The organism is Pseudomonas sp. SDO524_S393 (assembly GCF_054071875.1).
Map to the genome: position 1 here is coordinate 1 of NZ_JBSVVZ010000083.1, position 23,676 is coordinate 23,676.

Annotated in this window: 24 protein-coding genes; 10 read left to right on the forward strand and 14 right to left on the reverse strand. The window is 61.3% G+C overall.

Going from position 1 to position 23,676, the window contains the following annotated elements; all coding sequences use genetic code 11:
• Positions 1-80: 80 nt before the first annotated feature.
• From ACW9IB_RS26010 to ACW9IB_RS26020, 3 genes are all read right to left on the reverse strand, one after another.
• Positions 81-1,094 (reverse strand): AI-2E family transporter, encoded by a 1,014-nt coding sequence (locus ACW9IB_RS26010; RefSeq protein WP_016976954.1) that lies wholly within the window; start codon positions 1,092-1,094, stop codon positions 81-83.
• A 223-nt stretch (positions 1,095-1,317) separates the two neighbouring features.
• Complete coding sequence (locus tag ACW9IB_RS26015; protein WP_017849707.1) at positions 1,318-1,617, reverse strand: PsiF family protein; 300 nt, start codon at positions 1,615-1,617, stop codon at positions 1,318-1,320.
• Between the two features lie 71 nt (positions 1,618-1,688).
• Complete coding sequence (locus tag ACW9IB_RS26020; RefSeq protein WP_457367266.1) at positions 1,689-2,477, reverse strand: AraC family transcriptional regulator; 789 nt, start codon at positions 2,475-2,477, stop codon at positions 1,689-1,691.
• Positions 2,478-2,575: 98 nt separating this feature from the next.
• Between ACW9IB_RS26020 and ACW9IB_RS26025 the strand changes: the two genes are divergently transcribed.
• A complete protein-coding gene (locus ACW9IB_RS26025; RefSeq protein ID WP_457367265.1) occupies positions 2,576-3,463 on the forward strand; it encodes a DMT family transporter in 888 nt (295 codons plus the stop codon).
• Between the two features lie 96 nt (positions 3,464-3,559).
• Here the strand turns inward: ACW9IB_RS26025 and ACW9IB_RS26030 are convergent, their stop codons facing one another.
• Complete coding sequence (locus ACW9IB_RS26030; protein WP_457416001.1) at positions 3,560-4,450, reverse strand: esterase/lipase family protein; 891 nt, start codon at positions 4,448-4,450, stop codon at positions 3,560-3,562.
• 93 nt (positions 4,451-4,543) lie between these two features.
• The gene (locus ACW9IB_RS26035; protein WP_457416003.1) at positions 4,544-5,185 is read right to left on the reverse strand and encodes an FMN-dependent NADH-azoreductase; all 642 of its coding nucleotides are present in this window, start codon (positions 5,183-5,185) and stop codon (positions 4,544-4,546) included.
• Positions 5,186-5,321: 136 nt separating this feature from the next.
• On the opposite strand from ACW9IB_RS26035, the gene ACW9IB_RS26040 reads away from it, so the two are divergent.
• Together ACW9IB_RS26040 and ACW9IB_RS26045 are read left to right on the forward strand one after the other, a co-directional pair.
• On the forward strand, positions 5,322-6,221 hold the full coding sequence (locus ACW9IB_RS26040; RefSeq protein WP_457367262.1) for a LysR substrate-binding domain-containing protein: 900 nt from the start codon (positions 5,322-5,324) through the stop codon (positions 6,219-6,221).
• 98 nt (positions 6,222-6,319) lie between these two features.
• On the forward strand, positions 6,320-6,850 hold the full coding sequence (locus ACW9IB_RS26045) for a ferritin-like domain-containing protein (protein WP_457367261.1): 531 nt from the start codon (positions 6,320-6,322) through the stop codon (positions 6,848-6,850).
• 47 nt (positions 6,851-6,897) lie between these two features.
• Here the strand turns inward: ACW9IB_RS26045 and ACW9IB_RS26050 are convergent, their stop codons facing one another.
• Entirely contained in the window at positions 6,898-8,964 is a 2,067-nt protein-coding gene (locus ACW9IB_RS26050; RefSeq protein WP_457416005.1) for an AsmA family protein, read from the reverse strand.
• A 359-nt stretch (positions 8,965-9,323) separates the two neighbouring features.
• Here ACW9IB_RS26050 and ACW9IB_RS26055 point away from each other — a divergent pair, with 359 nt between their 5' ends.
• Together ACW9IB_RS26055 and ACW9IB_RS26060 are read left to right on the forward strand one after the other, a co-directional pair.
• A complete protein-coding gene (locus tag ACW9IB_RS26055) occupies positions 9,324-9,734 on the forward strand; it encodes a hypothetical protein (protein ID WP_457367259.1) in 411 nt (136 codons plus the stop codon).
• Between the two features lie 163 nt (positions 9,735-9,897).
• Positions 9,898-10,530: a TetR family transcriptional regulator gene (locus ACW9IB_RS26060; protein ID WP_457367267.1), complete on the forward strand. Its 633-nt coding sequence runs from the start codon at positions 9,898-9,900 to the stop codon at positions 10,528-10,530.
• Positions 10,531-10,534: 4 nt separating this feature from the next.
• Here the strand turns inward: ACW9IB_RS26060 and ACW9IB_RS26065 are convergent, their stop codons facing one another.
• Positions 10,535-11,032, reverse strand: a complete 498-nt coding sequence (locus ACW9IB_RS26065; RefSeq protein ID WP_457416007.1) for a C40 family peptidase — start codon at positions 11,030-11,032, stop codon at positions 10,535-10,537.
• Positions 11,033-11,371: 339 nt separating this feature from the next.
• Between ACW9IB_RS26065 and ureE the strand changes: the two genes are divergently transcribed.
• The 5 genes from ureE (at position 11,372) to ACW9IB_RS26090 (ending at position 15,064) form a co-directional block, all read left to right on the forward strand.
• Positions 11,372-11,872: an urease accessory protein UreE gene (gene ureE, locus ACW9IB_RS26070; RefSeq protein WP_457416009.1), complete on the forward strand. Its 501-nt coding sequence runs from the start codon at positions 11,372-11,374 to the stop codon at positions 11,870-11,872.
• A complete protein-coding gene (locus ACW9IB_RS26075) occupies positions 11,869-12,543 on the forward strand; it encodes an urease accessory protein UreF (protein WP_457416011.1) in 675 nt (224 codons plus the stop codon). Before ureE ends, ACW9IB_RS26075 begins: the two co-directional genes overlap by 4 nt.
• Positions 12,544-12,569: 26 nt before the next feature.
• On the forward strand, positions 12,570-13,184 hold the full coding sequence (gene ureG, locus ACW9IB_RS26080) for an urease accessory protein UreG (protein WP_016972570.1): 615 nt from the start codon (positions 12,570-12,572) through the stop codon (positions 13,182-13,184).
• A 24-nt stretch (positions 13,185-13,208) separates the two neighbouring features.
• A complete protein-coding gene (locus ACW9IB_RS26085) occupies positions 13,209-13,781 on the forward strand; it encodes a HupE/UreJ family protein (RefSeq protein ID WP_457367254.1) in 573 nt (190 codons plus the stop codon).
• Between the two features lie 173 nt (positions 13,782-13,954).
• On the forward strand, positions 13,955-15,064 hold the full coding sequence (locus tag ACW9IB_RS26090) for an AGE family epimerase/isomerase (protein WP_457416013.1): 1,110 nt from the start codon (positions 13,955-13,957) through the stop codon (positions 15,062-15,064).
• A 108-nt stretch (positions 15,065-15,172) separates the two neighbouring features.
• Here the strand turns inward: ACW9IB_RS26090 and ACW9IB_RS26095 are convergent, their stop codons facing one another.
• The 7 genes from ACW9IB_RS26095 to amaA all read right to left on the reverse strand — a co-directional run bounded on the left by ACW9IB_RS26095 (position 15,173) and on the right by amaA (position 23,557).
• Positions 15,173-15,937 (reverse strand): SDR family oxidoreductase, encoded by a 765-nt coding sequence (locus ACW9IB_RS26095; protein WP_457416015.1) that lies wholly within the window; start codon positions 15,935-15,937, stop codon positions 15,173-15,175.
• 801 nt (positions 15,938-16,738) lie between these two features.
• Positions 16,739-17,455, reverse strand: coding sequence for an ABC transporter ATP-binding protein (locus ACW9IB_RS26100; protein ID WP_457367251.1), 717 nt, complete (start codon positions 17,453-17,455; stop codon positions 16,739-16,741).
• Positions 17,452-18,327, reverse strand: a complete 876-nt coding sequence (locus ACW9IB_RS26105; protein WP_457367250.1) for an ABC transporter ATP-binding protein — start codon at positions 18,325-18,327, stop codon at positions 17,452-17,454. The genes ACW9IB_RS26100 and ACW9IB_RS26105 overlap by 4 nt, the downstream gene beginning before the upstream one ends.
• Complete coding sequence (gene livM, locus ACW9IB_RS26110; RefSeq protein ID WP_457367249.1) at positions 18,324-19,601, reverse strand: high-affinity branched-chain amino acid ABC transporter permease LivM; 1,278 nt, start codon at positions 19,599-19,601, stop codon at positions 18,324-18,326. Before livM ends, ACW9IB_RS26105 begins: the two co-directional genes overlap by 4 nt.
• A 2-nt stretch (positions 19,602-19,603) precedes the next feature.
• Positions 19,604-20,518, reverse strand: coding sequence for an ABC transporter permease subunit (locus tag ACW9IB_RS26115; protein WP_457367248.1), 915 nt, complete (start codon positions 20,516-20,518; stop codon positions 19,604-19,606).
• A gap of 232 nt (positions 20,519-20,750) precedes the next feature.
• Positions 20,751-21,887 carry a branched-chain amino acid ABC transporter substrate-binding protein gene (locus tag ACW9IB_RS26120; protein ID WP_457416017.1) on the reverse strand — a complete coding sequence of 379 codons (1,137 nt, stop codon included), beginning with the start codon at positions 21,885-21,887 and terminating at the stop codon, positions 20,751-20,753.
• 386 nt (positions 21,888-22,273) lie between these two features.
• Positions 22,274-23,557, reverse strand: a complete 1,284-nt coding sequence (gene amaA, locus ACW9IB_RS26125; protein WP_457416019.1) for an L-pipecolate oxidase — start codon at positions 23,555-23,557, stop codon at positions 22,274-22,276.
• Positions 23,558-23,676: the final 119 nt, after the last annotated feature.

Consider the following 23,676-nt stretch of genomic DNA (forward strand, 5'->3'; position numbering starts at 1 on the left):
TTTGATCGCATTCCAATGTGGGAGCGGCGGTGCGACGATTCGACTTGCCCGCGATGGCGTCAGACCAGGCAATACAAGACTTAAACCATCCCGCCCAGCTTCAGCTCACTCTTGAGGTACGCATAATAAATCGGCCCTGCCACCACGCCGGGCAGGCCGAATGCGGCTTCGAACACCAGCATCGCCAGCAGCAACTCCCAGGACTTGGCGCTGATCTGCCCGCCGACGATGCGCGCGTTGAGGAAGTACTCGATCTTGTGGATCACGATCAGGTAGCCCAGCGCCGCCACGGCCACCCAGATCGACAGCGACAGCGCGACGATGGTGATCAGCGTGTTGGACATCAGGTTGCCGATCACCGGCAGCAGACCGAGCAGGAAGGTCAGCACGATCAGGGTTTTGGTCAGCGGCAGGTGAATCCCGCACAGCGGCAGCACCACGGCCAGGAACACGGCGGTGAACGCGGTGTTGAGCGCGGCGATCTTGATCTGGGCGAAGACGATATTGCGAAACGCCTGGACCAGCAGGTGCAGGCGGTCGAACAGCGCGGCCGCCAGGGGCTTGCGCTTGGTCAGGTCGGGCACGCGCTGCAGGGCGATAATGGCGCCGAGCACCATGCCGATCAGCAGGGTCACGAACATGTGGGCGGCATCCTTGCCCACCAGTTGCAGTTCGCTCAGGTGCTTGCTCAGCCAGTCACCGATGGCCACGCGGAATTCGGCGGCGCTGGCGGGCAGGTAGGCGTCGAGGAACGGCGGCAACTGGCCGCGCGCGCGGTCGACCACGCCCATGAATTTGTCGAGGGAAGCCCCGGGGTTTTCCGCTTCGTGGAGCAGAAAGCTGATGGCGCCGGCAAAGATCAGGGTCAGCACGCTGACGATCAAGGTGCCCAGCAAGGCCACCGCCAGCCAACGAGCCCGTCGCCCCTCGATCAGCCGTTGCAGTTGCGGGGTGAGCATGTTGACCAGCTCGAATACCAGCAGGCCGGCCAGCAGGCTGGGGAGCAATTTGAGCGGCAATACCAGCAGCAGTCCGCCAAAAATAATGATGTAGCTGGCCAGCAATATCACGTGACGCTGAGAAAACGTTGGCATACAGCCTCAAAACGAACGGCGTTGAAGGAAGGGCAGTCTGCCAGCCTTGAGAGAATCAAGCGAGAACTCTGACTGTTGCGAATATCGACACGGTGGGAGCTGATATCTGTGGGAGCCGGCTTGCCTGCGATACAGACGCCTCGGTACATCAGTCGAACCGAAGTGATGCATTCGCAGGCAAGCCAGCTCCCACAGCCGATCATCAGTGCCCGTGAATTCGTGGCTAACCTTTCAGGCACGTGCTCATGAAGGTTTTGCGCGCGTCGCCGGTCAGCGCCTTGGTTTTCGCCGACGCATTGCAATCCTTCATCTTCTGCTGCTGCGGCGTCAGGGTCTTGGCGTCATTGGCCGCCGGGGCCGACAGGCAGGTCTTCATGAAGGCCTTGCGTTCATCACCCTTGAGCGTCTTGGTGGTGGCTTCGGCGTTACAGGTGGTCATCTTGTTTTGCTGGGCGGTGGCCGCAAAGCCCTGGGAACACAGCAGCAAGCCCATCATCAACAGCGGAATACGCAGCATCTTCATGGAGTTTTCTCCCTGTTACCGCACCGGGGGGCACGGCCTATCCAGCAGTGTAGTCAAAGCCTGTTACATCTTCACCGACTGCGCATATTCGACCGCCGGTACTGCTCCGGGGTGCACCCGGCATGGCGCTGGAACATCGCGATAAAGGCCGAAGCCGTGCTGTAACCCAGGTCGAACGCCACATGTTGCACGCTGCGCTGGCTGTCGAGGGCGTCGAGGGCCGCCAGGTAGCGCAGGCGCTGGCGCCATTCGCCGAAGCTCATGCCCAGTTCCCGCACGAACTGCCGTGCCAGGGTACGCTCACTCACATGCACCTGTTCGGCCCATTGCGCCAGCGGACGGTTGTCGGCCGGGTCGGCCTGCATGCCCTCCAGCACGCCCAACACTCCCGGGTGGCGGGCGTAGGGCAGAAAGCAATCGTGAATCGGCGCCTGTTTGAGCTGGTCCACCAGCACCTGGGCCAGGCGTACATCGGCTTCACTGTGGGGGATATTGACGTCGCGCTGGGCGAAATCGCTGAGGATCGCCTTGAGAATCTCGCTGATCGCCAGGGTGCATGGCTGTTTGGGCAACTGCTCGCACAATTGCGGCGACAGCCCTACCGAGCGATAGACAATCGCCTGGGCGTTGTAGGAGCTGTGCTCGGTGTTTGGTGGGACCCATACCGCGTACTGCGGGGGCGACATAAAGCGGTTGCCGGCCACTTCCATGCGCATCACGCCGCTCGCCGAATAATCCAGCGACCCCCAGAGATGCCGATGCGGCGTGCACTCGGTGTCCGGGGCGAATTCCGAGTAACGGAAGTAAACAGGGCTCGGCAGGCTGGGGAAATCCGCAAGGCGTACGGTGTGTCTGGGCATGTTGTCTGGATACAGAGGTCGTTTGTCCGGTTCGCAGTATAGGCTTCGATCCAGACAAGGGATAATCCTGCCTCATCTACCCACCTGGTTTTCTTTCGATGCAATACGCGTATCCCCTGCTGGCTATCTTTATCTGGGCCGGCAACACCGTGGTCAACAAAATGGCCGTGGGCGTGATCTTCCCGGCGGAGATCGGCTTTTACCGCTGGCTGCTGGCCGCGCTGCTGTTCACGCCTTTCATGCTCAAGCCGGTGTTCACTCACTGGGCGTCGATCCGCCCGCACCTGGGCAAGATCGCTGTCCTCGGCCTGATGGGCATGGCGGTGTACCAGAGCCTGGCGTACTACGCCGCGTCGATGACCACCGCCACCAACATGGGCATTATCTTGTCGCTGATGCCCCTGATGGCCCTGACAGCGGCGATCATCAGCCTCGGCCAGCGCCTGACCTACGGGGCCCTTACCGGCGCGGTACTGTCGTTTGCCGGCGTGGTGGTGGTGGTATCGTCGGGCAGCCTGGGAGCCTTGTTGCAGCATGGGGTCAATCTGGGCGACGCCATGATGCTGGTGGCGACCCTGGCCTACGCGATCTACAGCACCCTGCTGAAAAAATGGCAATTGCGCCTGCCACCGCTGGTGTTGCTGTATTTGCAGATCTGGGTGGCGGTGATCGTGCTGTTCCCGCTGTTCCTGTTTTCGCCCAAGGCCGGACTGAGCATGGCGAATATCCCGCTGGTGCTGTATGCCTGCCTGCCCACCTCGATGCTGGCGCCGCTGGCGTGGATGCATTCGGTGAAAACCTTGGGCCCCAGCCGCACCACCTTGTTTTTCAACCTGCTGCCATTGCTCACGGCGTTGATCGCGGCGGTGGTGTTGAAAGAAGAGCTGGCGCTGTATCACCTGGTGGGGGGCGTGCTGACGCTGGGCGGAGTGATTCTGTCGGAACGCTGGACCACGCCGGTGCGTCATCAGGTCAAGGGGGCCTGATCCAGCGCTATCGCAGGCAAGCCAGCTCCCACATTTGACTTGCATTCCCCTGTGGGAGCTGGCTTGCCTGCGATGAACGATGACGCGGTCTACCCGCTATACCCCCACGGCCTTCAGCCTTTTGGCATGCTCGACAAACAGCCCGATCGGCTCGGCGCCCTTGCCCACCAGGCCCATGGACTGGTTGACGATATCGAAGTGATCCAGGGCATAGTCATCGCCAATCACCTTTCCCAGGTGCGAACTGTAGCGGCCGACCATGCCGTCGCACTGGCCCTTCTCGCGCACAAAACTGCGGGCGAACCAGCGGCAGCTGCGGTTCGTGCCATCGAACAGGTTGCGCCCACGGTCGGTGATGCCGGGCTGCAAGGTGCCCGACCACGAATAATAGCGCACGCCATTGACCACTTCGTCGCCCTGCCCACCCCACGTCTGAGGCAAGCCTTGCGGATACTGGCGGTTGAACAGGGCCACGCCCGCGCTGGTCAAGGACAGGTGCGACGCCCGCAAGTCCGCCTTGAAGCGCGGCCCGCGAGCGCCGGTTTCCAGCAACGCCATCAGCCAGGCGACCAGATGAAACAGGGCGCTCATCAAGCGGCCTTTGAGGCCATCAACGGGATAATGGGCCTGGATATGGTCGGCCAGCTCAGAGCCCTGATTGGGCCCGGCGACTGACGTTACCGAAGCCACCCATTCCGGGCGCACAGCCGCTGCATAGCGCGCAGTCAGTGCGCCCTGGCTGTGGCCGATCAAGTTGACCTTGTCGGCCCCGGTCTCCAGGCGAATGCGCTCGATCTGCACCAGCAACTGCTCGCCGCGCACCTCACTGGAATCCAGCGGCGCGACCCTCACCGGGAACACCCGCGCCCCCCCGGCCCGCAGCGCCGGCACGATGCCGTACCAGTAGGGGAACCAGCCCACACGCACGAAGCCCAGCATGCCGGGCACCAGCACCAGGGGGTAACGCGTGGCAAGGGCGTGGGACATGCCGCAGACATCCTGATCATGGGGGCGATAGTTCCATGCTAGATCAGCGATGGATAAACCGATATGACCGCCCCATGACCAACCCATGACAACTTAAAAGCTGCGCGCAACCTCATGCAGCTCGCGGTCGGCTTTTTCAAAGGAGCGCTGGAACACGCTTTTGTCCGACTCTTCGCCTTCGGCGGCGATCACGCTGACGTCGTCGATGCCGATATACCCTAGCACCGTGCGCAGATGCGGGTCGGCATGGTTCATCCATTCGAACTCGCCGCCCGGGCCAAACCCGCTGCCACCCCGGCTGGTGATGATCAACGCTTTCTTACCCTTCAATAACGCCTGGTACTGCGCGTTGCCGTCGCTGTCCAGGCTGATGTCGAAGGTAAGCCCCATGCGCACGATCTGATCGATCCAGGCCTTGAGGCCGCTGGGCACACCGAAGTTGTACAGGGGCATGGAAATCACCAGCAGCTCATGGTCGATGAGTTCGCCCACCAGTTCATTACTCAATTGCAGGTCGGCCTGCATCACCTTCGGCAGGGACTGCGGCTCGGGGTAGAAATTCGCCGCCACGAACGCTTCGGTGACATGGGGGATGAACGCCCGCCCGACCTCGCGCCGGGTGATGTGGGCATCGGGGTTGGCTGCCTGCCAGGCGCCGAGGAACGATTCGGCGAGGCGTCGGGAGTGGGAGCGTTCACCGCGGGGGCTGGCGTGGATGACTAGCATTTTTTTCATCTGTATAACCTTCTCGAGTTAGACTCAGGCGGCCTGAATGCTCGCCCTTGTTGCTCGAAAATCTATAGTCGACAGGGATACGCGACAAATGAGCAATAGTTGATCCAGATGAATACAACTCACCCATGGAGCCCGCATGTTTGCCTCGTTGCCCCTCACGGCCCTGCGCACCTTTGAATCGGCCTCACGCCTGTTGAGCTTCAAGGCGGCGGCCGAGGAGTTATCGGTCACGCCCACGGCGGTGTCCCACCAGATTCGCAGCCTGGAAACCTGGCTGGGGGTGGCACTGTTCGAACGCCTGCCACGCCAGGTACGTCTTACCGAAGGCGGTGAGCGGCTCTTTCGCAGCGTGCACGGTGCCCTGCTCGAGGTGGCGCAGAGCGTCGACACCCTGCGCCCGCAGCGCAGCGTCGGCCAGCTCACAGTGTCCACCACGCCCGCCTTTGCAGCGTTATGGCTGGTGCCGCGCCTGGGCCGTTTCTACACCGCCCACCCCGATATCAGCCTGCGCCTGGACACACGTTGCGAGGTGGTCGACCTGCAACAGGACGCCAGCGTCGACCTGGTGATTCGCTACAGCCTCGGCGACTACCCGCACCTGTACGGACAGTGTCTGTTCGACGAATCGTTTGCGGTGTACGGCTCCCCGGAACAAGTCACACGCGCCGCCACCCACACGCCGACGCTGATCAGCGTGCGCTGGCACAACTCCGATCTGTACGCCCTGGGCTGGCAGGCCTGGTGTGAAAAGGCCGGCGAGCCGTGGCTGGCCCACACTTCGCTGCTGCGCGAATACGACGAAGAACACTACGCCCTGCAAGCCGCCATCGCAGGACAAGGACTGGTGCTGGCCAGCAATATCCTGGTGTCGGAAAGCGTGGCGGCAGGCCTGCTGTTGCCCTACCGGCCACAGGTGCGCGTAGAGGGTGCCGGTTACAGCGCCCTGTGCGTGCCGGGGCGCGAGCGGCATTCGCCGGTGCGGGCGTTCTTTCAGTGGGTGCAGGAGGAGGCCAGGCTGTCCGGTCAGGCCCGGTAAAATCCGATAAAACTTTTTGCGTGGCGCAGCACTCACAACTGGGAACGATCACGCCGGCAGAGCGTGGCGTAAAACCGGATTAGCCCCAGGAGATTGAGATGACTGACTCACATTTGTCCGACGTAGCCACCCTGCGCAACCGCGCTCGACAAAATGTCGAAAACGGTGCCGTAACCGAAGGCTACGACGCCGACCGCCAAGAGATCCTGCGCCTGCTCAACGAGTCGCTGGCCACCGAACTGGTCTGCGTGCTGCGTTACAAGCGCCACTACTTCATGGCCAACGGGGTCAAGGCCCACGTCGCCGCCGAAGAGTTTCTGGAACACGCCAACCAGGAGTCGGCGCACGCCGACAAGCTGGCCGAGCGCATCGTGCAATTGGGTGGCGAGCCGGAGTTCAACCCCGACCTGCTGTCCAAGCACTCCCACGCGCAATATGTGGCCGGCAACACGTTGAAAGAGATGGTCTACGAAGACCTGGTGGCCGAGCGGATCGCGGTGGACAGCTACCGCGAGATCATCCAGTACATCGGCGACAAAGACCCGACCACCCGCCGTATCTTCGAAGACATCCTGGCTCAGGAAGAAGAACACGCCGATGACATGGCGGATATTCTGCAAGACCTGTAAGCCATCTTTGAAGGAGCCGACTTGGCGGCTCCTTCAGTCTCAAGTCGTTATTTCACAGTCTTCGGCGCCTTGCCTTCCTTCATCTGCTGCAACAGCGGCGCGCATTGGTTAGGCTCGTCGCCACTCGGCGCTACCAGCGCCAGCAAGCCGGCCGCCGGCCCCACGATCACCCCCAGCGCCACCATGCCCGCACCACGCAACGCCAGCGGAACCGCTTTCACACCGGCATTGGGTTTGATGAACGGCCCGTTGACGTACAGCGGCGAACGCAGCGAGAACAGGCGGAAGCCTTTCGACTCCGGCGTGATGGTCAGGTCCAGTTGCTCCGTGGCCATATTCGCGGTGCCGTCGACGTAGATGATCGCGTTCTCGGTATCAAACACAAACAAGCGGGTCGTGGCCAGGCCGGTCTTGATGCCGAAGTCCGCCGCCGCGCAGTTGATCTTCACTTCCTTGTCGCCGAACAGACGGCCCATCACGTAATTGCCCACGTTGAGCCCGGCAATTTCCATCAGGCCGCGGCTGATGGCGCCGTCGTTGATCAGCATTTTCAGATCACCGTTGGAGGTGCCCAGCAGGGCCGCGACGGAATTGCCCCGCCCGGAGATGTCCGCATCACCGTTGAGCTCGCCGAAGCTGGTCTTCATCGGTTCGAAGGTCGGGAACAGCTGCTTGAGCTTGAAATTGCGCGCCGTCAGCCGGGCGCGGCCTTCCATGGGCGTGGTGCGGCCGTTCAGGCGAATCTGTGCATCCAGCTTGCCGCCGGCCACGCCGAATCGCAGGGGTTCGAGGGTGAGTTCGCCGTCGTTGAGCACCAGATGGGTATAAAGGTCCGTGAACGGCAGCTCGGCACTTTGCACGATGCGCTTGCCGGTGAATTCCACATCGGCATCCATGTCACGCCAGCGTTCCGTGCGGAACTCTTCTACTGGCAGCACTTTGGTCGCCGGCTGCTTGCTTTCACCGCCACGGGCCTTTTGCTTGGCGTTGGAATCGGCGCCGATCAGCGGCGCCAGGTCGGTCATCAACAGTTGATTGGACACCAGCGCGCCGGTCAGCTTGGGCCGAGGCTGGCTGGCGACATAGCCGAGGTTGCCGTGGATATCGCTGTCGCCGATCTTGCCGTTGAAGTTTTCATAGCGGAATGACGCACCGTTGGCGTCGTGCAACTGAGCGATCAGACGGCCGTCGGTGGAATAGGCGGGAGAGTCCGGCAAGGTCACGCCGGTCAGCGGATAGAGGTTGCCCAGGCTGCTGCCGGACAGTTTCAGGCGCAGGTCCAGAGCGCCGAGGTTGAGCGGGTCGGTCAGGGTACCCGCCAGGGCGATGCTGGTGTCGGCGATTTTCGCCTGGGCTTGCAGCGGGAACGGCCTGGCCGCGTCCTGCAAGGCCAGAAGGCCGCCGACCTTGCCGGCACCGTCGAGTTTCTGGCCATGGTATTGGCCCTTGACCTTGAACCCGAACGCATAGTCCTGGGGTGCGGTGCCTTTTTCCCGGGCTTTTTTGGCATCGGCATCACCGACGATCTCGCCGAACGGAATGGGCTTGCCCAAGGGATCGATGATCACATCCAGCTGGGTCTTGAGGGTCTGGTCGTCCAGGGTCACGTGGCCCTTGTCAAAACCGATTGCACCAATGTCCACCACCCAGCTGGAGGGCTCGGCATTGGGGTCTTTGGGGTCGAACTTGAAGGTCCAGTTGGCGCGGCCATCAGCCAGACGCTGCAACTGCGCGCTCGGTTCGGTGAGGTCGATACGCGGGATGACCACGCGCTGCACCAGCAACGCCAGGGGTGAAATGCGCAGTTCGACCTTCTTGAGCGTGACCATTTGCGGGTTTTTGGACCACTCCGGATTACCCAGGGTCAGGTCCTCGGCAATCACGTGGGGCCACGGCACCCAGGCGCGCCAGCCTCCTTCATCAGGCTCGCGGGCCCACACCACCGCCAGGTTGCCATTGATGGCAAACGGTCGATGCAGCTCTTCGGAGACCTTGGCATTGAGGGGCGGTTTGATGCGGTTCCAGTCAAAGAACACCAGAACCAGCACCACGACGGCGATTAACACAACGAAGCTGGCGCAGCTCCAAGCGACGATTTTACGCGTGCGCGTCATTGCACAGCACTCCTGAATACGACGGGCCGGGATCCTGCCCTTGAGAACAGCTCATAGAACTACGACTGGCAAACGCCGCAGGGGTTTAACTCAATCGCCCGCCAGCCCGGAAAAACATCAATTTCTGACCACATAGACAGATTAACCCTACGTTAACGCACCATTGTTACCCACGTTCGTGTCGAAAATACCCACCTCGGTGCAAAAGCGCGGGCTTGAGAGGCCCGATCTAGAGCCTTCGTCCTGAACAATCAATTCTGTTGATTATTACCATTGTGTTTATGAACTTTTATATCGACTTACCGAGAGTAACATTAGCCCTGTACCCACTTTATCGCCCTCCCAAGGAGCAACCCATCATGAAACGCCAAGTACTCGCTACCGTCCTGTTATCCATCCTGGCTTCCAGTGCCTTTGCTCTGCCAGCCGCCGAACAAGCGACTCCACAGAATAAAGCCCAGGCCATTGAGTCCAGCCAGACTCTGGCTCGCAGCGGTTCGCAAGAAGAAGAGAACCGTGACTACGCCAAAGGCGTTGCTGAAAACGGTTCTGAACAAGCCAACAAACGCGCTTACACCGAAGGCGTTGCAGAAGGTGGCCGTGATCGCCTGGAACAGAAAGGTCTGGTTGAAGGTGGTGCCGAGCAAGCCAACAAACGTGCCTACACCGAAGGTGTCGCTGAAGGTGGTGCCGACCGTCTGCTGGAACGCAACGCTGTAGCCGAAGGCGGTGCAGACCGTCTGCAAGAACTGCATCAAGCACAGAGCTGAGCCCGTGGTGGCCCGTAAAAAAGCCCGATCCCTGGATCGGGCTTTTGACTTTCTATAGCACTTGCCCCGTTATTCCCTGCCCCCAGCACCCACCAAGTTCGACGCCCACGAAGCTGTTTTGCTAGAGTGCGTCGCTGTACTTGCCGACAAAGCCCGCCCGCCGATGCTGCCCCGCGCCGAACAGAAGCAACAGACCCGCCTCGCCCTGATGGACGCAGCCCGCCATCTGATGGAGTGTGGCCGTGGGTTTGGCAGCCTGAGCCTGCGGGAAGTGGCCAAGACAGCGGGTATCGTGCCCACCGGTTTCTATCGTCATTTCGCCGACATGGACCAACTGGGCCTGGCATTGGTGAGTGAAGTCGGCCAGACCTTCCGCGCCACCATTCGCCTGGTGCGCCACAACGAATTCGTGATGGGCGGCATCATCGACGCCTCCGTGCGGATCTTCCTCGATGTGGTCTCGGCCAACCGTTCGCAATTCCTGTTCTTGGCCCGCGAGCAGTACGGCGGCAGCCTGGCGGTGCGTCAGGCCATCAGCGCCTTGCGCGAAGACATCACCCGCGACCTGGCCGCCGACCTGACGCTGATGCCCAAGCTGCAACACCTGGACGCCGAAGGCTTGCACGTGATGGCCGACCTGATCGTCAAAAGTGTCTTCGCCACCCTCCCCGATATCATCGATCCACCGGCTCAGGCCCTGCCGGACCACCTCACGCCCCAGGCGAAAATCACCCAGCAACTGCGCTTTATCTTTATCGGCCTCAAGCACTGGCAAGGCCTGGGCAGCACCGAATAACCGGTCAGCCGGCGTTATGGAAACGCTTGGCGGTGGTGTAGTGCTTGTTCCAATAGCTGTTGCTCAGCGAGTCGATACGGATGCTCTTGCCGGTGCGCGGCGAATGAATGAACTTGCCCTCGCCGATGTAAAGGCCCACGTGGCTGACCTGACCCCGCCCATTGCCCTTGAAAAACACCGCATCGCCAGGCTTGAGCGCGCTGCGCGCGATGGTCGCCGCCGTTGAGCGGTGCATCGCCGCCGTGGTGCGCGGAATGTTGAGGTTGGCTTCGGTCTTGAACAGATAGACCAGGAAACTGCTGCAATCGAACCCCTGCTCCGCCGATGTGCCACCCCACTTATAGGGCGTACCGAGCAATTCATGGGCTCGGTCGACCACATTGGTGATCGCCGTGGCCTTTAATGGTGTTCCGATACGCACCTGGGGTTGAAAATTGGCCGATACCGACGAAATGGAAAATGACAGGCCGAGAATGACTAAACAGAAAAATGACTTGAACATGATGAACGTCGCAATGAATTAAACACGGCGCAAAGCCTAAAGAAGCGACGAGTAAGCTCATGAACTCCCAATCCCGAACATGCGTAGGACAAATCCGAAAAAACACCACAAAGAAACGGATGAAAGATATTTCATGCAGCAATCAGCCGTCCTCAACGTGAATCGCCCCGTCGTGGTGCTATAAATCCCGTCACGCACCATCTTGAAACATCTTCCGAATCTCACGACGCCCTATTGGGAAGCACACCCGTGCCTGCCTACAGGGAATTCCTACTTCAAAGCGTGATTGGCAAGGCCCTTGCTCTAGCTCATTCATCGCTCATAGCTGGAAGCCTTCTGATGCTGGTGATCCACCGCCGAATCGCCCCGCAAGCCCTCTGGGACGCGGAGTTGCTGCTGAATTTCGAAGCCCGCAGCAAAAGCCGCCTGCGCTGTTTCAGTGCCGATGGCGAAGACGTCGGCCTGTTTCTGGAGCGCGGCCAACCGCCGCTGCACGATGGCGAATGCCTACAGGCCGAAGACGGACGCGTCGTACGTGTCTGCGCCCGTCCTGAACAGTTGCTGCATGTCACGTGCAGCAGCGCCTTCGAACTGACCCGCGCGGCCTATCACCTGGGCAACCGCCATGTGGCGTTGCAGGTGGGGGATGGCTGGTTGCGCTTGCTTGACGACTACGTCCTCAAAGCCATGCTCGAACAATTGGGCGCCGTCACCGAAACGATTGAAGCGCCGTTTCAGCCGGAACAGGGTGCCTACGGCGGTGGCCATCATCATTCGCGACACGGTGATGAAGACTTCAACTACCCGCCCAAGCTGCACCAGTTCGGCGTACGGTTGTGAACCCAGCCTGGGCACTGTTGCGACTGGCCAGCCCGCAATTGCCGATTGGCGGCTACAGCTATTCCCAAGGCCTGGAAATGGCGGTGGAAGACCGGCGCGTCCAGGATGCGGCCAGCGCCCGGCGCTGGATCAGCGATCAACTGCTGCTCAACCTCGCGCGTTTCGAAGCGCCGTTGTTGCTCGCCCATTGCCGCGCAGCCGCCGCACAGGATTGGCAACGCCTGGCGCAGTTGTGCGAAGAACATCGCGCCAGCCGTGAGACCCGGGAGCTGTATCAGGAGAGCCGGCAGATGGGCTATTCCCTGCAACAACTGCTCAACGGGTTGCCGGAACTGGACGAAGACGCCCGCACGTTCCTCGAACAACACCGCGAACCGCACCTCGCCCTGGGCTGGGCCCTGGCGGCGCGCGCCTGGCGCATCAGTGCCGAGGACGCACTGGCGGCCTGGCTGTGGAGCTGGCTGGAAAACCAATTGGCCGTGCTGATGAAGACCCTGCCCCTGGGCCAGCAAGCCGCCCAGCGCCTGACCAGTGAGTTGTTGCCGTTGCTGCAACAGGCCCAGCAGGACGCCGGGCGCATCGATCCCCATCAAATCGGTAGCGCTGCATTCGGCCTGGCCCTGGCGTGCATGGCCCACGAGCGTCAGTACAGCCGCCTGTTTCGTTCCTAGAAGACCTGCTTATCGTGGAGAAACACATGAATACACAACCCTTGCGCGTCGGTATCGGCGGCCCGGTGGGCTCCGGCAAGACAGCCCTGACCCTGGCTCTGTGCCTGGCGTTGCGTGACCGCTACAACCTGGCGGTGGTCACCAACGACATCTATACCCGCGAAGACGCCGACTTCCTGGTGCGCAACCAGGCCCTGGCGCCGGAACGCATCATCGGTGTGGAAACCGGCGGCTGCCCGCACACGGCGATCCGCGAAGACGCCTCGATCAACCTGGAAGCCGTGGACCAGCTCAACCGCCGCTTTCCCGGCCTGGACCTGATTCTGGTGGAGTCGGGCGGCGACAACCTGTCGGCGACGTTCAGCCCGGAACTGTCCGACCTGACCATCTACGTGATCGATGTGTCCGCCGGCGACAAGCTGCCGCGCAAGGGCGGGCCCGGTATTTGCAAATCCGACCTGCTGGTGATCAACAAGATCGACCTGGCCCCGTTGGTCGGCGCCTCGCTGGAACTGATGAACAGCGACACCACGCGCATGCGCAACGGCAAACCCTTTGTGTTCAGCAACCAGAAAACCGGTGTCGGCCTGGACGACATCGTCGCCTTCATCGAACGCCAGGGCTTGCTGACCGCCGCCTGATCTCACTTCACAAGGAACCTGCTCATGGGTCTCAACAAACTTCTCGCCACCGCCGCCCTGCTGCTGGCCCCTGCTCTCGCCTTCGCTCACCCCGGGCACGGCGACAACGGGCTGGTCGCCGGCATCAGCCACCCCTTGGGCGGTATCGACCACCTGCTGGCCATGGTTGCAGTCGGTCTCTGGGCCGCGCAGCAAAAAGGCAACGCACGCTGGGCGCTGCCTTGCACATTTGTCGGCACCATGTTGATCGGCGGATTGCTGGGCTTCGAAGGCCTGGAACTACCGGCGCTGGAGAGCGGGATTGCCGCGTCGGTATTGGCGCTGGGCCTGGCCGTGGCACTGGCGGTGCGCCCACCGCTGTTCGTGGCCGTGGGCGCGACCGCCCTGTTCGCGCTGTTCCACGGTGTGGCCCATGGCCTGGAACTGCCCGACATGTCCAGCCCGTGGGCATACGCCGCCGGCTTTGTCGGCGCGACCGCCGCGCTGCACGCCGCCGGTTATGCCGTGGTGCGTTTCCTGCCGGCTGCTGCGGCGCCACTGGTGCGGATTGCCGGGGCAGCTTCGGCGGCGACCGGAGTCTGGTTGCTGGCCGGCTGATTTACGGCGCAGCCAAGGGCATCATCGCAGGCAAGCCAGCTCCCACAGTTGATCGGGGTCGCAAGCCAAAACTGTGGGAGCCGGGCTTGCCCGCGATGACGGACTCAAAGCCACCACCCACCTCAACCCTGCTACCATGCGCGCCAACACCTCTGCCGTGACGACGCCAGCCAATGCCCAGCGCTTCCCAACCCGCCTTGAACACCGTGCTCCAACACTTCCACAGCCTGATCGTGCCGCTCTGGCAGGGTCCGGGCTGGAATGCCGAGCTGGCGCTGCCCTATGAGGCGCTGGACGCCGACCATCAGCCGCTGCCCCCGCAACGCTATCGCGCCATGGCCTGCGCCCGTCAGTTGTACCTGTTCGCCAGCCTGATCGGCGAGCCCGGCGCAGACTTCGCCGCAGACCGCGCGGCGGCGCTGTTCCGCTCCCTGCAACGGCACTTCCACGATGCCGAACACGGCGGCTGGTTCTACAGCATCGACCCGGCCGGGCAGCCGCTGGACAAGCGCAAAGACCTCTACACCCATGCCTTCATTATCTTTGCCTGCGCCCATTACTGGGCCAAGGTGCGCGAACCGTTGGTGGAGTCGGTGCTCAACGCCGCGCTGGAAGTGGTCGCCGAGCGTTTCGCCAGCGGCGATGGCCTGTATGAAGCCGTGCTGGAGCGCAACTGGTCGTCGCTCAAATCCGGGCCGTTGCAAAACCCGCTGATGCACCTGGCCGAAGGTTTCCTCGCCACCTTGCAGGTGCGTGACGACGCCACCGTACAAGCGGCTCTACTGGCACTGACCGACGCCATGCAGACGCGTTTCATCGATCGCCAGCATGGCGTGATGATGGAAAAACCGCTGGGCGCCGTGGATAACTGGTTCGAGCCCGGGCATCAGTTCGAATGGTTCTTCTTGCTGGACTCCTCGGACCTGCTGCGCGGTTCCCCGCTGCACGCTTCGCTCAACCGGGCCTTCACCTACGCCGAACATACGGGTGTGGATAAGATCACCGGTGCCGTCAGCGGCATGCTCGCCCTCGACGGCCGCGTGCGTGACGGTACCCAGCGGATCTGGGCCCAGGCCGAGTACCTGCGGGCACTGACCTTGCGTCCTGGCAGTGACGCCGTGCTGCAACGCCAATTGCTGGCGCTGCAACAGCGCTTCCTGCATGACAAGGGCTGGAACGAATGCCTGGATGCCCAGGGCCTCGTCAGCCGACGGGATATGCCGTCGACCACGCCGTATCATTTGGCGACCTGCTATCAGGGCCTGATTCAGCATCTGGGTTGACTTCAAAGGCCTCTTCGCGGGCAAGCCCGCTCCCACAGGTTTGATGTGTGAACACCGTCAAATGTGGGAACTGGCTTGCCTGCGATAGGCGCGACGCGGTCTGAAGCCTTACTTGGCGCCGCGCTCGATAGCAAACCCGGCCCAGCTCTGACTCACCGGCATCAGCTCCAGGCGGTTGATGTTCACGTGCGCCGGGGTGTTCATGACCCAGAAGATCGTGTCGGCAATGTCCTGCGGCTGGATCGGCTCAGCGCCGGCATAGGTCGCGTCATAACGCGCCTGGTCACCGCCGAAACGCACCAGCGAGAACTCGCTTTCGCACAGGCCTGGCTCGATGTTGGTCACCCGCACGCCGGTGCCTTGCAGGTCGCAACGCAGGTTCAGCGAGAACTGTTTGACGAACGCCTTGGAACCGCCATACACATGGCTGCCCGGGTACGGGTAGCTGCCGGCGATGGATCCCAGGTTGATGATGCCTGCGCCACGGCCATGGGCGATCAGGCGCGGCAACAGCAGGCTGGTGGTGGTCAGCAGGCCCTTGATGTTGGTGTCGACCATGGTTTCCCAATCGTCGAGGTTGCACTTGGGCGCAGGGTCGGTGCCCACTGCCAGGCCGGCGTTGTTGATCAGCCCGCGCAGCTTGGCGAACGACGGTGGCAGGTTGGCGATGGCGTCTTCCATGCCCTTGCGGTCACGCACATCCACCACCAGGCCGTGGACTTCGGTCTGTTTTGAGAGTTCTTCGACCAACGCATTCAAACGGTCGGCACGACGGCCCGTGAGCACCAGTTTCCAGCCGGCTTCGGCAAAACGACGGGCGCAGGCTTCGCCGAAACCTGAGGTTGCGCCAGTAATAAACAGCGTGTTGGACATGGTGTTCTCCTTGCGGGCATCGGGAAAAAAACAGCCAGCAGAATGCCCTTACGCCGCCGTTGCGGCAACCGCTAAGCGCACAACTTCATGTTCCACTGATCATTTTTTAACCATGTCGCGCAAAACCTTGCGGGCCGTGGCTTGCAGCCATATGCGCGCAGGTTATCCACAACTGCGCCCACAGTCTTTGGGGGCAAGTGCAAAAGTCTCAGGCCTTTATATACAAGGGCTGCAGGCGGTTTCAGAAAGTTTTTTGCTTGACCTTCAGCTGGCCCTATGTACGCCTGTCGGCGCGAGAGAAATCAGAACGATGGCTCCAGGCCAGTCATTCCGGCCCCTGCGGCAGTCTTTCCAGAGTTTAATCACAGACTTATCCACAGGCCTGAAGGACATATTTCGGTCATATACCTGTGTCTTTAAACAGGTTGACAAAGGCTGCGACGAAACACTGAAAACCTACTGATCAAAAAACAATCACCCCGCTACAGGCCACGTAGTTATTGGCTTTCAGCCAGCTACTCCCACGTTACCCACAGCCGGTTCCACAGCGGATGGGGACAAGTCAAAACTGTGACAAAACAGGGATTTGCGGCGGCTATATGTCGCGCTTTGGAGGGTGGCTGGATTTGTTTTCCACAATTTGGTACCGGCCTTGTGGACACCACAAAACAAATGTGGGAGCGGGCTTGCCTGCGATAGCATCGACTCGGTTCACCAGATAGACCGAGGTGTCTGCATCGCAGGCAAGCCAGCTCCCACACAAAACCAGCTCCCACAGGGGGTTTGGCGCCAGGCTTTGGATCAGTGCCCGCCAAGGTAGGCGTTGCGCACTTCCTCATTGACCAGCAGTTCCTTGCCGGTGCCGGTCAGGCGAATCTCGCCGTTGACCATCACATAAGCCCGGTCCGACAAACGCAGCGCGTGGTTGGCGTTCTGCTCCACCAGGAAGATGGTCATCCCGGTGGATGCCAGCTCGCGCAGCGTAGAGAAGATCTGCTTCACCACAATCGGCGCCAGGCCCAGGCTCGGCTCGTCCAACAGCAGCAGCTTGGGACGACTCATCAGGGCGCGGGCGATGGCCAGCATTTGTTGCTCACCGCCGGACATGGTCATTGCGCGCTGATTACGCCGCTCCTTGAGCCGCGGGAACAGCTCGAACATGCGCTGCATATCCTCCTGCGCGTGCTTGTCGCCAATCGGGATGGTGCCCATCAGCAGGTTTTCCTCGACGGTCATGTCGGGGAACACCCGCCGCCCTTCCGGCGACTGCGCAATGCCGTTGGAGGCGATGTAGTGGGACGACTTGTGGGTAATGTCCACGCCGTTGTAAAGGATCTGCCCCGACTCGGCCCGTGGCTGGCCGAAGATCGACATCAGCAGCGTGGACTTGCCCGCGCCGTTGGAGCCGATCAGGCTGACGGTTTCGCCCTCGTTGATGTGCAGCGAGACTTTCTTCAGGGCCTGGATCGGGCCGTAGTACACGTCCAGGTCCTTCATTTCGAGGATAGGCGCACTCATACCAACTCCTCCTCGTCGGCGCCCAGGTAGGCGGCAATCACTTTCGGGTCGTTGCGGATCGCGTCCGGCCCGCCTTCGGCGATCACGTTGCCGTGGTCCAGCACCACGATGTGGTCGGAAATACTCATCACCATGCCCATGTCGTGTTCGATCAGCACCACCGTGATGTCATGTTCGTCGCGCAGCAGACGAATCATCGCGCTGAGGGCTTCGGTTTCCTGGGGGTTGAGGCCAGCGGCGGGTTCGTCCAGGCAGATGATCTGCGGCCGGGTGCACATGGCGCGGGCGATTTCCAGGCGGCGCTGCTGGCCGTAGGAAAGTTCGCCGGCCAGGCGGTTGGCGCAGTCCACCAGGTCCACCACTTCAAGCCAGTAGAACGCATGGTCGAGGGCATCGCTTTCGGCCTTGCGGTAGCCCTTGGTGTTGAGGATACCCGCGAGCATGTTGCGGTTGACCCACATGTGCTGGGCCACCAGCAGGTTCTCCACCACCGACATTTCCTTGAACAGGCGAATGTTCTGGAACGTCCGCGCCAGCCCTGCCCGGTTGACCAGGTGGGTGCCGCCGAACATCTTGTAGTACACCCGGCTGAAAAAGCCCTTGGGCGACACGAAGTCGGTGGGCTTGAAACGCTCGCCCAACAGTTGAATCACGTTGGTCTGCTTGCCGCGCAGGTTGAGTTCGATCTTGCCGCCACTGGCTTTGTAGAACCCGGTGAGGCAGTTGAACACCGTGGTCTTGCCGGCGCCGTTGGGGCCGATCAGGGCGAAGATCGAGTTGCGTTCGACCTTGAGGCTCACATCGCTCAAGGCCTTGATGCCACCAAAGTGCATCATCAGGTGTTCTACAGACAGCACGACTTCCTTGCTCATGGCGCCACCCCCTTGCGCGGTGTCACACCGGTACGGCTGATGCGGATCAACCCGCGTGGTCGCCAGATCATCATCACCACCATCAATACGCCAAACAGCAGCACCCGGTACTCGGAGAAGCTGCGCAGCAGTTCAGGCGCCACGGTCAATACGAACGCCGCAATCACCACGCCGACGGTCGAACCCATGCCGCCCAATACCACGATGGCCAGGATCAGCGCCGACTCGAAGAAGGTGAACGACGACGGGTTGACGAAGCCCTGGTAACTGGCGAAGAACACCCCGGCCAGGCCTGCGGTGGATGCACCGATGGTGAACGCCGAGAGCTTGACCAGCACGTGGTTCAGGCCCATGGAGCGACAGGCGATTTCATCTTCACGCAGCGCTTCCCAGGCGCGGCCTACCGGCATGCGCGTCAGGCGATGCTTGATGTACAGCACGGCGAGCACCACCAGGAACAGCACGATGTAGATGAACAGGAATTTGATGTTGGGGTTGTAGTCGATGCCGAAGAATTCATGGAAGGGAACCCCGCCATCCTTCGCGCGCTTGCCGAACTCCAGGCCGAGGAAGGTCGGCGATGGCACCGGCATGCCGTTGGGCCCGCCAGTGAACGACAGCCAGTTGTTGAGCACCAGCCGGATGATTTCACCAAAGCCCAGGGTCACGATGGCCAGGTAGTCACCGTGCATGCGCAGCACCGGGAAGCCAAGTATGCACCCCGCCAAAGCTGCGGCGATGGCCGCCAGCGGCAGCACCGTCCAGAAACCCAGGCCCAGGTACTGATAACCCAATGCCAGGCCGTAGGCGCCGATGGCGTAGAACGCCACGTAACCGAGGTCGAGCAAACCGGCCAGGCCCACCACAATGTTCAGGCCCAGCCCGAGCAACACGTAGATCAGCCCGAGGATCACCACGGTCAGCAGGTACTTGTTGGCGAAGATCGGGAACACGATGGCGATCACGATCAGGGCCGGAATGATCCAGCGCAGCCGCGACTTGTAGTCCGGCGCCAGCACGTGCACGCCGGAGCCGCTGCTCTCGAACCCTTGCAGAATTTTCAGGCCCTTGGGGGTTTGCAGAAACAGGCTCATGGCAAAGCGCCCGGCCATCACGATGGCGACCAGCAGCGCCACGCGGGCCGGTTCCAGGTTGAAGCCATAGCCGTCGAGGACCACGCCGACGATCGGACCGAACACGACCAGCGAAATCAGCCCGGCGAGGACCGTATCGACCACACTTTTCTTGATATCAATCGATTTGGCAGCAGACATGTTTACACCTTCGCCACGAGTGGGCGACCAAGCAGGCCCTGGGGACGGAAAATCAGAATCACCACCAGCAGGGAGAAACTGAACACGTCTTTGTAGTCAGAGTTGATCAACCCCGAGAACAGCGACTCGGAGATACCCAGGATGATCCCGCCCAGCATCGCCCCAGGCAGGGAGCCGATGCCGCCGAGTACCGCTGCGGTAAATGCCTTGATGCCGATGATGAAGCCGGCATAGAAGTCGAAGGTGCCGTAGTTGAGGGTGATCAGCACGCCGGCCAGGGCCGCCATGGCGGCACCGATGACAAACACATAGGAGATCACCCGGTCGGTGTTGATACCCAGGATGGACGCCATCTTGCGGTCTTGCTGCGTAGCGCGGCACATGCGGCCGAGCTTGGTGTACTTGATCACGTAGGTCAGCAGGCCCATGCCCGCGAAGGCGGCGACCAGAATGAAGACTTTGGTATACGTGAGCTGGACGAACCCGCTGCCGAAATCGACACGCCAGGCCCCGGCCAGCAGGGTGGGGATACCTTGTTGCTTGGCGCCCTGGGCGATCTGCGCGTAGTTCTGCAGGATCAGGGAGATACCGATGGCGCTGATCAGCGGTGCCAGGCGGGTGGAGTTGCGCAGCGGTTTGTAGGCGACACGCTCGATGACCCATCCGTAAACGCCGGTAACGACGACGGTGAAGATCAAGGTGCCGAGAATGAGCAGCGGAAAGGATTCGATGCCGAAGTAAGCCAGCAGTGCCAGACTGATCGCCGCGAGGTAAGCGGAGATCATGTAAACCTCGCCATGGGCGAAGTTGATCATGCCAATGATGCCATAGACCATTGTGTAGCCGATGGCGATCAGGCCATAGACCGACCCGAGGGTCAGGCCGTTGACCAGTTGCTGCAGGAAAATACCATCCATAACGCAATCTCACGCGGTGAGCACCTGCACACCCGGAGGATGTGCGGCGCTTCTGGGAAGAAAAAACAGATTTGTGGCTGGACGCGATGGAACCGACAACCGCGATCCCTGTGGGAGCTGGCTTGCCTGCGATAGCGATTTCACATCCGACACGGATGTCGACTGTCGATCGGCCATCGCGGGCAAGCCCGGCTCCCACAGGAGGTCAGCAGCACTCAACCCATTGCGTTGATTACTTCTGTTTTTCCAGCTGGTGGTATTTGCCGTCTTTATCCCACTGGTAGACCACGTAGTCGGAGATTTTCAGGTCGCCCTTGGCGTCCCACTCCTTCTTGCCCATGACGGTCTGGACAGGGTGAGCCTTGAGCCATTTGGCAGCGTCTTCGCCCTTGTTGGACTTGGAGCCGTTGAAGCCGGCAGCCAGCGCCTCGATCGAGGCATAGGCGTACAGGGTGTAGCCTTCAGGCTCGGTGCCGTTCTTGCGGAACTCTTCCACCACCGCCTTGCTGTCTGGCAGCAGGCGCGGGTCGGCGCCGAAGGTCATGTACACGCCGTCGACGTATTGCTTGCCGCCGGCAGTGGCGACCAGTTCGTCGGTGACCACGCCGTCATCGGACATGAACTTGACGTCTTTCAGGCCGGCTTCACGGATCTGGCGAACCAGTGGACCGGCTTCCGGGTGCAGGCCGCCGAAGTACACGACATCGGCGCCGGTGGAACGGATCTTGGTGACCAGGGCGCTGAAGTCTTTCTCGCCACGGGTCAGGCCTTCTTCCAGCACCGGCTTGACGCCGCGCTTGGTCAACTGGGCAGCGGTGGCGTCGGCCAGGCCCTTGCCGTAGGTGTCCTTGTCGTTGATCACCGCGATTTTCTTGCCCTTGAGCACGTCGACGATGTAGTCGCCCGCCACAACGCCTTGCTGGTCGTCACGGCCGCACATGCGGAACATGGCGCCCAAGCCGCGCTCGGTCACTTGCGGGTTGGTGGAGCCCGGGGTGATCGCGATGATGCCCGCTTCGTCGTAGACCTCGGAGGCCGGGATGGTGTTGGAGGAGCAGAAGTGCCCGACCACGCCGATCACCTTGTCCTGGTCAGCCAGGCGGTTGGCCACGGCCACCGCTTGTTTGGGTTCGCAGGCATCGTCTCCGGCCACCAACACGATTTTTTCGCCGTTGATGCCGCCAGCCTTGTTGATCTTGTCGGCTGCCGCCTGGGCACCCTTCATGTACTGCTCACCGAAAGCCGCGTTGGCACCCGTCATGGGGCCCGCCACGCCAATCTTCACATCAGCTTGAGCAAACGCAGAAACACCGAGCGCCGTTGCAACGGCGAGGGCCAGGAAACCTTTCTTGTAAAACGTCTGGGACATGAGTGGTGCTCCGAGGTTTTTGTTTATTGGCACTACGAATTCACTGCAAACCTTCAACTTAAAGCTTCAAGAGAAGGCTAGAGCAAGCCGCGTGCCATTACGTTTTTATTAACAAAAAAGACACGGTGTCATTGTGAATGCTGGCGTTTCGACTCCGTTCGCCAGTACGTGCAACCCTCTGGCGTCTGGAGGTGCAACCATTGGACTCAAAAAGTACAACCTTTACGGGTCGCACCTGCAACCAGACGGAGAAACGACAGTTCCGACGCCTGTAACAATATGCGTAACGGAACTGCACATTTACAGTGCGCGATTGCTACGACTTGCACCAATACAGATGGGTAGCCTGCTAAGAAAATGCAGGCTTCTGAGGGCTATTTCGCTGATCAGATCACGATCCTCAGGCATTGCCCGGCGTGGTACAGCGAGAACCCCGCCTCGTACAGACAACTGCGCAACCCGGCCCCGGCCAACGGCTGCATGGGCGCGAACGGAATCGGCAGCGCCTGGGGATTCTGGTGACACAAATAGTCGGCGAACGCCTTGCCCACCACACTGCCGGTGGTCACGCCACGCCCGTTATAGCCCGTAACGGCCACGAGACCGGGAGCCGGTTCGAACAGGCGCATGAGGTGATCCGGGGTGAAGGCGATGCAGCCGGTCCAGGTGTATTCCCATTGCACCGATTTGAGGTAAGGGAAGTAATGCTGTTGCACCCGATCGGCCCACGCCTTGAGAAACCAGGCCGGTTTCTGATTGCCATTGCCCAGGCTGCCGAGCAATAGGCGACCGTCTGCATCGCGACGGATGCTGCTCAGCACCTGACGGGTGTCCCACGAGCCCTGCCCTCCAGGCAGAATTTGTCGGGCGGCCTCATCGGTCAGCGGGGCCGACGCGACCTGGTAGTAATAACCGGGAAAGAAATTACGCCGCAGCTCGGTCCATTCGCCCTCGGTATAGGCATTGGAAGCGATCACCACCTGATCGGCCTGCACCGAACCCTGGGCGGTTTGTACCGACCAGTGCGCCCCCTGGCGTTCAAGTTGAGTGACCGGAGAATGGTCGAATAATTGCCCGCCAAGCCCTGTGGCGGCATTGGCCAGGCCACTGGTGTAGGCCATCGGGTTCAAGGTGCCCGCACGCCGGTCCAGCAACGCGGCTGCGATCTTCCGCGTACCGGTGGCTTGCTCGCAGGCCTGGCCGGTGAGTAACTCCACTGGCGCGCCACGGCGTTTCCATTGCTCTTCACGGCTGCGCAAATCCGCCTCGCCACGGGCGTTGTGCGCCATGTGCAGGGTGCCTTCGCGGCGCAATTGGCAGTCGATGTTGTATTTGTCGATCAGGCTGAACACCAGCGCCGGTGCCGCGCCCAGCATGCGGTTGAGCTGGCTGCCCACCTCGGTGCCGAACCCGGCTTCGATCTCGTCCGGCGGGATCCACAGGCCGGCGTTGACCAGCCCCACGTTGCGCCCCGAACCGCCATGGCCGGTGCGATGGGCCTCCAGCACGGCGACGCTTTTACCCTGTTCCAGCAAGTGAATGGCCGCCGACAGGCCGGTGATCCCGGCGCCGATCACGCACACATCCACCCTGACCTCACCCTTGAGCGCGGCACGATCCGGCCGATTGGGGGTGAGGTGCTCCCATAAGCATGTATCGCGTAATGCCATTGCCAGACTCCGATGAGACCCAACAAACAACCATTATTCTGAATTGCAAACCCAATCCACTGTGGGAGCTGGCTTGCCTGCGATGCAGGCACCGCGGTGCATCGGATACACCGCGGTGA